Origin of the sequence: Micromonospora sp. NPDC007271 (assembly GCF_040634005.1) — a bacterium.
Classification (GTDB): domain Bacteria; phylum Actinomycetota; class Actinomycetes; order Mycobacteriales; family Micromonosporaceae; genus Micromonospora.
Map to the genome: position 1 here is coordinate 1 of NZ_JBEYER010000180.1, position 6,346 is coordinate 6,346.

Here is a 6,346-nt window from a genome sequence, read left to right on the forward strand (position 1 = left end):
TCTCGCACGAGGCAGTCGTCGGCGAAACAGGAAAACCCGAGGGCGACCAAGGGAACCCCCGTCCTTTAGGGCGGGGAGGATGTCAAGGCTGAGACGAGACGCCAGTTTGATCCGGAGTTCCGTGCCGGTGCGGTGCGGATCGTGCGGAGACCGGCAAGTCGATCGCGCAGGTCGTTCGTGACCTGGGGATCAATGACGGCACGCTGGCGAATTGGGTGAAGAAGGACCGCCAGGCCCGAGGGGAAGCCGCGGTCGCTGGTGGGCTGTCCGAGGACGAGCGGGCCGAGCCGGCGCGGTTGCGGCGGGAGAACGCTGAGCTGGCGATGGAGCGTGATGTCCTCAAGCGATCCGTGGTTCTGTGGGTCAAGCAAGCGACGGGCCGGTGAGCGTGGCCGCCTTCATCGCTTCCCAGAGGACCGAGCACGATGTGCCGCACGCGGTGGCCTGCCGAGCGCTCGGTGTGTCCGAGCCCTGGTTCTACCAGTGGCGTGACCGGCCACCCACGCCGCGGCAGGACCGTCGGGTCCGGCTGGCCGACGCGGTGCGGAAGGTGTTCGACGACTCCGGCGGCACCTACGGCAGTCCGCGTGTCGGTGACGAGCTGCGGGAGCAGGGCTGGCAGGTCTTCGACAACACGGTCGCCGCGCTGATGGCAGAGCTGGGGCTGGTCGCTCGGGCCAAGCGACGCAGGCGCGGGCTGACCCGGCCGGGTAAGCGGCCAGCCGCTGCGGACCTGATCAAGCGAGAGTTCACCGCACCGGCACCGAACGTCGCCTGGTGCGGTGACATGACCGAGATCATCACCGACGAGGGCAAGCCCGCCTGTGGCGGCGCTGGCATCTTCCTGGGGAACGCCGTTTGAACGGCCGCCGCGTACGGCAACGTCGCGCGGTCTCTGTACCTGGCGCACCCGAAGGCATGGGCGGTGCTGTTCGGTGGAGGCGGGATCAGCGCGCGGTGCCCGACATGGTGGGAGCGGTAGGCGGCGAGAGCGACGATGCCCACCGCTCCAACGAGCCGACGGTAACGGCGGCGAACCTTGGCAGCAGGTCTCTGCGCTGGGCTCACCCGATGGGGGGATCGCCCCTGCGCTCCTGGCGGGCGGGTTGTTCGGCCGATCGAAGAGTTGGTCGACCGGACGTTTCTCCAACGCGTGGGAGGCCGCTCCGTAGCGGACAGTATCCGATGCGTAACGCTGTGTCCGCATTCTCGTTCAGTCGGTGACGGGCACGCCAACCCGGTTGTGCCCGGTCGGATGAGTTGAACGGGGGATGCGGTGGGTTCTGTCCTGCGGAGATTTGCGATGGCATCGCTGGCGACAGCGGTTGGTGCGGTTGCCAGCGTGGGTGTGGGGGCGCCGGCGATGGCGCAGCCGGGAAGTGCCAGCGCGAGGGGTGTGGTCGTTGATCTGTCGGCGGAGGTTGACGGCGTGGCGGTGGTCAACGCCGACGCGGTCATCGGTTCGGCGACCGCGCCGCCGGGAGGTGGTACCGACACGTCGACCTTGGTGGCGATCTCGCTGCCGGGTGCGGTGGGGGTGAGCGCGAGCGGCACAGTCGAGGATGTGACCGCGACCCGCGCTCCGGGCGAGTCATCCGCCTCGTCCAGCGTGAACAACCTCAACCTCAGGGTGCTCGGCGTTGACGTGGTGACCGCCGCCGAGGCGACCGCGAGCGTCACATGCCCTCTCACCGGCCCGCAGACCGCTGACACGACGTTGGCTGGCCTGGAGCTGTTCGGCTCGGCGGTGACCCTGGTAGCGAACGGCCCCAGCGTGGACGCGAGCGCTGGGGTGACGGTGCCCGGACTCGTCGGCGCGGCGCTGAACGCCTCGCTGACCCGCATCGAGGACACCACCGCATCGGGCGCCACAGCGGTCGCTGTTCGAGCCGCCCTCACCCTGACGGGCACGCTCCTCGGGGAGCCGGTGTCGATCCCGGTCGGCACCGTGATCATCTCCGAGGCCAGATGCGAGCGTCCGGCTCCCCCGGCACCCCCGACGGCGGCGTCTATCAACCCGAATGCGGGCCCGCAGTCGGGTGGGCAGACGGTGACGATCAGCGGTAGCGGCTTCGTTCCCGGTGAGACGACGGTGACGTTCGATGGAACGCCGGCCACGAATGTGGTGGTGGCCGCGGGTGGCACGTCGTTGACCGCGGTGACGCCTGCGGGCGCAGTCGGGCCCGCGTCGGTGGTGGTGAGCACACCAGGTGGTTCGGCCGCCCCGTTGGGCTACACGTACCTTGCTGATGGCAGCGGCGCGACGATCACCGGGTTGACGCCCTCGTCGGGGCCGACGGCGGGTGGGACCACGGTGACGATCACCGGCACGGGCCTGGGCGGGGCTACGGGTGTGACCTTCGACGGCGTGCCGGGCACTGGCTTCACCGTCAACCCGGCCGGGACCGCGGTGACGGTGGTGACGCCGCCGAACGCGGCCGGACCGGCCGCCGTCAGGCTGGTTTTCCCTGCGGGTGAGGTCACCGCGCCGGCGTTCACCTATGTGGCGCCGACAATCACCTCGGTCGTGCCGAACGAGGGTCCGAGCACCGGCGGCACCACGGTGACCATCACCGGCACCGGCCTCGGCGGCGCCACCGGCGTCAACTTCGGAAACACCCCCGGCACCAACCTGGTGGTCAACCCGAGCGGCACCTCACTGACCGTAGTCACACCGCCCGGCGCACCCGGAACCGTGGACGTGACCGTCCTGACTCCCGGCGCGAACGCCACCGCACCCGACGCCTTCACCTACCAAGCCGCCCCGCCCGTCATCGACACGGTTACCCCCGGCCGCGGTCCCACCGCGGGCGGCACCACCGTGACCATCCACGGCACCGGATTCATTCCCGGCCAGACCACGGTCACCATCTGCGGACGGACCATACCGGCCGATGAGGTGACCGTCGCCGCCGACGGACGCTCACTGAGCTTCCGCACACCCGCTTGCCGGGCAGGCAACACCACCGTCACGGTGACCACCCCGGGCGGGTCATCTAAGCCCCTGACATTCCGCTACGTCAGCCAGATCCTGCCCGTCACCGGCAACTCCATCGGAACACCCCTCACCGTCGGCGCGATGCTCGTCATCGCCGGCGCGTTCCTGCTGGTCCTCAACCGCCGCGCCCGCAACAAGTCTTCAATGTGACGAGCGGGAGCTGACTGGCCAGGGCCGACCGGCCCTGGCCAGTCGAGGCCAGCCGATCGACGCGCAGGTCCGCTACGAGGAGTTCACGGCGAACGTCCCCGGGTCCAGCTGTCGCCGGTGACGGCGGGTAACGCCCCGGGCGAGGGCCATCGGCGGGCGGGCCACCACGGCCCGCCCGCCTCGATGACCAGCGGTTTCCGGGATGGGGTGCAGCGGCTGGTTCGCCAGGATCGGGCCCAGCTCGTGGGGGTGCTACCACGCCCGGAGCATGACTGGGCGCACCTGCCGGGTGCGGTGGACCTGCCGTTGAAGAAGCTCAGCGCCGAGAGCGCGGTGGTGCTCGACCAGAGCCGTCCGGTCGTCGTCTACTGCCACGACACGGAGTGCGACATGAGCCCCCGCGCGGCGGCCCGGCTGCGCCCGGATCGGGTTCCCGAAGGTGTACGACTATGTCGCCGGGAGGCTCGGTCAGGCGCGGCTGGCCGCCTAGGATGCAGTTCTCGAGGACGCCGAGCGCCGGGATGGGCTGCGAGAGGCCGATGCCGGGGCGCTGCAAGACCGGCCTATCGCGCGGGTTTAGTCAGGTTGTTGGATGCGTCGGTGGGCGAGGTAGCGCAGCAGCATGCGGATGTGGTGTTTCTCCTCCGCTGCTACGGCGGGGTCGGACAGGCGCGCGAGGATCACCCGAATGTCGGCCTGGACGGCGGCGGGCACCGGTGGCGGGGTGGCGTCGGGCGATGGCACGCCCAGGGCCCGCATGGCCTCGCCGACCGGCGCATGGAGGGTTCGGCAGAAGCGGCGGACCTTCTCCAGCTGTGGATAGTCGGTCCACTCGCCGTTGAGCCAACGGAAGATCGTGGAGCGGCCGACGCCGGCATGCGCGGCGGTCTGGGTGAGGGTCCAGCCTCGTTGGCGGCGGGAGGTGTCGATAGCGTGGCGGACGAACCGCGCGAACGCGACCTGCTGCGGTCCGGGCTGCCGGCGGGCCTGTGCGGCCAGGCCTGCCGGTGGGGGACAGGACTCGGAGCGGGTCCCGGCTTTCCTGGTGGTGTGATCGATCGTGCTCATCGTCGACATCGGTTTCAGTACTCCCGTCCACCTTGTGCTGCAGCACCTCCACCTGGTAAGCCGGCCGGGCGCTCCTACCTGTTCTGCGGAACAACCGATGCATCCTGCACACCGATAGGCGCGTGTCCCGTCCGCGCCCGTTACATCGACGTATGCGAAGGGCGGCCAGATGATCATGAGAGGCCTGGGCGGGTAGGGCGGGCTGGGCACGTTCAGTCGTACGCGGCTGGGCACGCGAACCTGTACGCCGACATGCCGCCGCACCGCCGCTACTTGTCCCGAAGGCTTTCCCGAGCCGGCAGGTCCAGGCTCCTTGCCGTCCGTCCCCCTTCGGCGTGTGCTGACGGGCGACGGGCAACAGGTGCCGCGATCGAAAGCGCAGTTGTCCGTCGCCCCGTTACGAGCATTCCGGTCATGAAGCCGATGGGCGGACATCGAGACAACCGGAAGTAGACGCAGGAGCTGCTGCGCAGTGGGCTGTGGCCGGGTGATGTCGTGCTGGTCAAGGCAGCCAACAGTGCCAAGCTGTGTCGGCGGCCAGTGAAAGGTCCCCATAGGCGGCCAGTTAGTGGGGAGACAACTGGCCGCCGCTGGTTACCGCGCGTGAGTGGTGGCTGATTTTGGATCAGGTGGTGGAGCGGGCGATGGTGCGCTCGACGAGGGCGACTGTGGCCCGGGGGTCCGCGACTTGGACGATGAGACGGGCGTAGCGCTCGTCGCGCAGTTCGATGACGACGGCTTTGGCCGGGTCCCGGACGTCCCAGAAGATGCGCTCGCCATCGATGTGGAAAGTGCCGGCGGTGATGACGCCGGGTAGGTGGGCGCCGGGCGCGCGGATGCCCTTGGGCTCCTTGATCACGCCGGGGTCGGCGGTGGCGCCTCGGACGTTGAGCAGCGGGATTTCCAGGCGGCTCTTGAGGGCCCAGAGCTTGTCCAGTCCTTCGATCTCGACGATGAGGGTGTCCTCGTCGATGCGTACCTGTGCCATGGAAGCTCCTTCAGGGTTGCGGTTGATGAATCCGGTCGAACAGGACAGCGCCGACCCCGGCGGCGTCGACCCCGGTGCGGACCCGCAGACGCAGGCCGAGGATCGCCGCAGTGAGCGCGTAGGCCAGCGGTGACGGCGCATCGTCGGCGACCGGCCGACCGTCGCCCAGGGTGAGATCGATGGCAGCGTCGAAGTCGCGCATGGTGCGGGCAACTTCCTCTGCCACCTCGGAGTCCACCGGCGCGCGTTCGACCACGGCCAGCAGCAGCAGGTCCAGGTCGGGGCTGGCGGTGTCGGCCACGAACATATCCCTCAATGCTTGTGTCGGGTCGGGGGCCGCACCGACCTTCGCCAGCAGCGGCCGGACCCTATGCTCCAGGTGCCACCGCAGGGCGGCCAGGTACAGCCCGCGCTTGCTGCCAAAGACCTTGTACAGGCTGTTACGGTGCACGCCGAGGTGCGTCACCAGGTCGTCGACGGAGATGCCGTCGTACGTCCGGCCGGCGAACAGGCTTGCCGCTGCTCTGGTGACTTCGGTCTCGTCGAATGCTCTCGGTCGGCCCATGGAAGGACCTTACCCGGTTTAGGAACGATCAGTCAAGAACGCTCGTTCCTGAACCCGGTCGCGTTTCTGCCGTCTCACACCCAGCCCAGGCAGCCCTTGAGTGGACGCGCACGGAGAGTGAGGGCGTTGCTGGCCGGACCTGGGGAAACGCAACTGGCCGCCGACAAAGCTGCCCGGGCTAGCGGACGAGCTGATCAAGAACCCATCGTCTCGAGGGGTGGGGGCCAGAGAACCGGAGCTGGGATGCAAGGGCTGCCCTGGTGTCCGGTCCGCGTTGCCTCCAGGGCCTCGATTAGCGGGTTTGGATAATATGCCTCCGCCTGAAAGTCAGGTTTGCACCGTTCAGGCGTTTTCGCCCGTTTATTCTTCCGATTGTCGTCAGGAGGGGGGCGGGGCGTGTATTCCATGACCGCCGGGAGGCTTCGAGTTCCATCCGGCCAGCCGGAGCGCGTGTTCCACGCTTCCTGGGCGGGGGGTGTGGCCGTGGTGTTCGCCGTGGTCGTGGTGGCTGGTCTGGTAGCTGTGCTGGGTCGCGGCCTCGTTGCGGATTCATCGTCACGCGGTGCCGGGCCACTCT

5 protein-coding genes and 1 pseudogene are annotated in these 6,346 nt (G+C 69.0%); 3 read left to right on the forward strand and 3 right to left on the reverse strand.

The annotated features are described in order from the left end of the window. Window positions 1–155: 155 nt before the first annotated feature. The 3 genes and pseudogenes from ABZ570_RS33265 to ABZ570_RS33275 all read left to right on the forward strand — a co-directional run. Window positions 156–386, forward strand: a pseudogene (locus ABZ570_RS33265) (transposase); the annotation flags it as partial. Next, complete coding sequence (locus ABZ570_RS33270; protein ID WP_358072043.1) at window positions 383–862, forward strand: IS3 family transposase; 480 nt, start codon at window positions 383–385, stop codon at window positions 860–862. The pseudogene ABZ570_RS33265 and the gene ABZ570_RS33270, both read left to right, overlap by 4 nt. Window positions 863–1,303: 441 nt before the next feature. Beyond that, window positions 1,304–3,148, forward strand: coding sequence for an IPT/TIG domain-containing protein (locus ABZ570_RS33275; RefSeq protein ID WP_358072045.1), 1,845 nt, complete (start codon window positions 1,304–1,306; stop codon window positions 3,146–3,148). A 576-nt stretch (window positions 3,149–3,724) separates the two neighbouring features. Here the strand turns inward: ABZ570_RS33275 and ABZ570_RS33280 are convergent. From ABZ570_RS33280 to ABZ570_RS33290, 3 genes are all read right to left on the reverse strand, one after another. Further along, window positions 3,725–4,147, reverse strand: coding sequence for a helix-turn-helix transcriptional regulator (locus tag ABZ570_RS33280; protein WP_358072051.1), 423 nt, complete (start codon window positions 4,145–4,147; stop codon window positions 3,725–3,727). 694 nt (window positions 4,148–4,841) lie between these two features. Continuing rightward, window positions 4,842–5,204, reverse strand: a complete 363-nt coding sequence (locus tag ABZ570_RS33285) for a hypothetical protein (protein WP_358072047.1) — start codon at window positions 5,202–5,204, stop codon at window positions 4,842–4,844. 10 nt (window positions 5,205–5,214) lie between these two features. After that, on the reverse strand, window positions 5,215–5,769 hold the full coding sequence (locus ABZ570_RS33290) for a TetR/AcrR family transcriptional regulator (protein ID WP_358072049.1): 555 nt from the start codon (window positions 5,767–5,769) through the stop codon (window positions 5,215–5,217). Window positions 5,770–6,346 lie beyond the last annotated feature (577 nt).

Coding starts and splice junctions, on each gene's coding strand:
- ABZ570_RS33275 (WP_358072045.1), top strand. CDS start 1,304: ATGGCATCGCTGGCGACAGCGGTTGGTGCGGTTGCCAGCGTGGGTGTG.
- ABZ570_RS33285 (WP_358072047.1), bottom strand. CDS start 5,204: ATGGCACAGGTACGCATCGACGAGGACACCCTCATCGTCGAGATCGAA.
- ABZ570_RS33290 (WP_358072049.1), bottom strand. CDS start 5,769: ATGGGCCGACCGAGAGCATTCGACGAGACCGAAGTCACCAGAGCAGCG.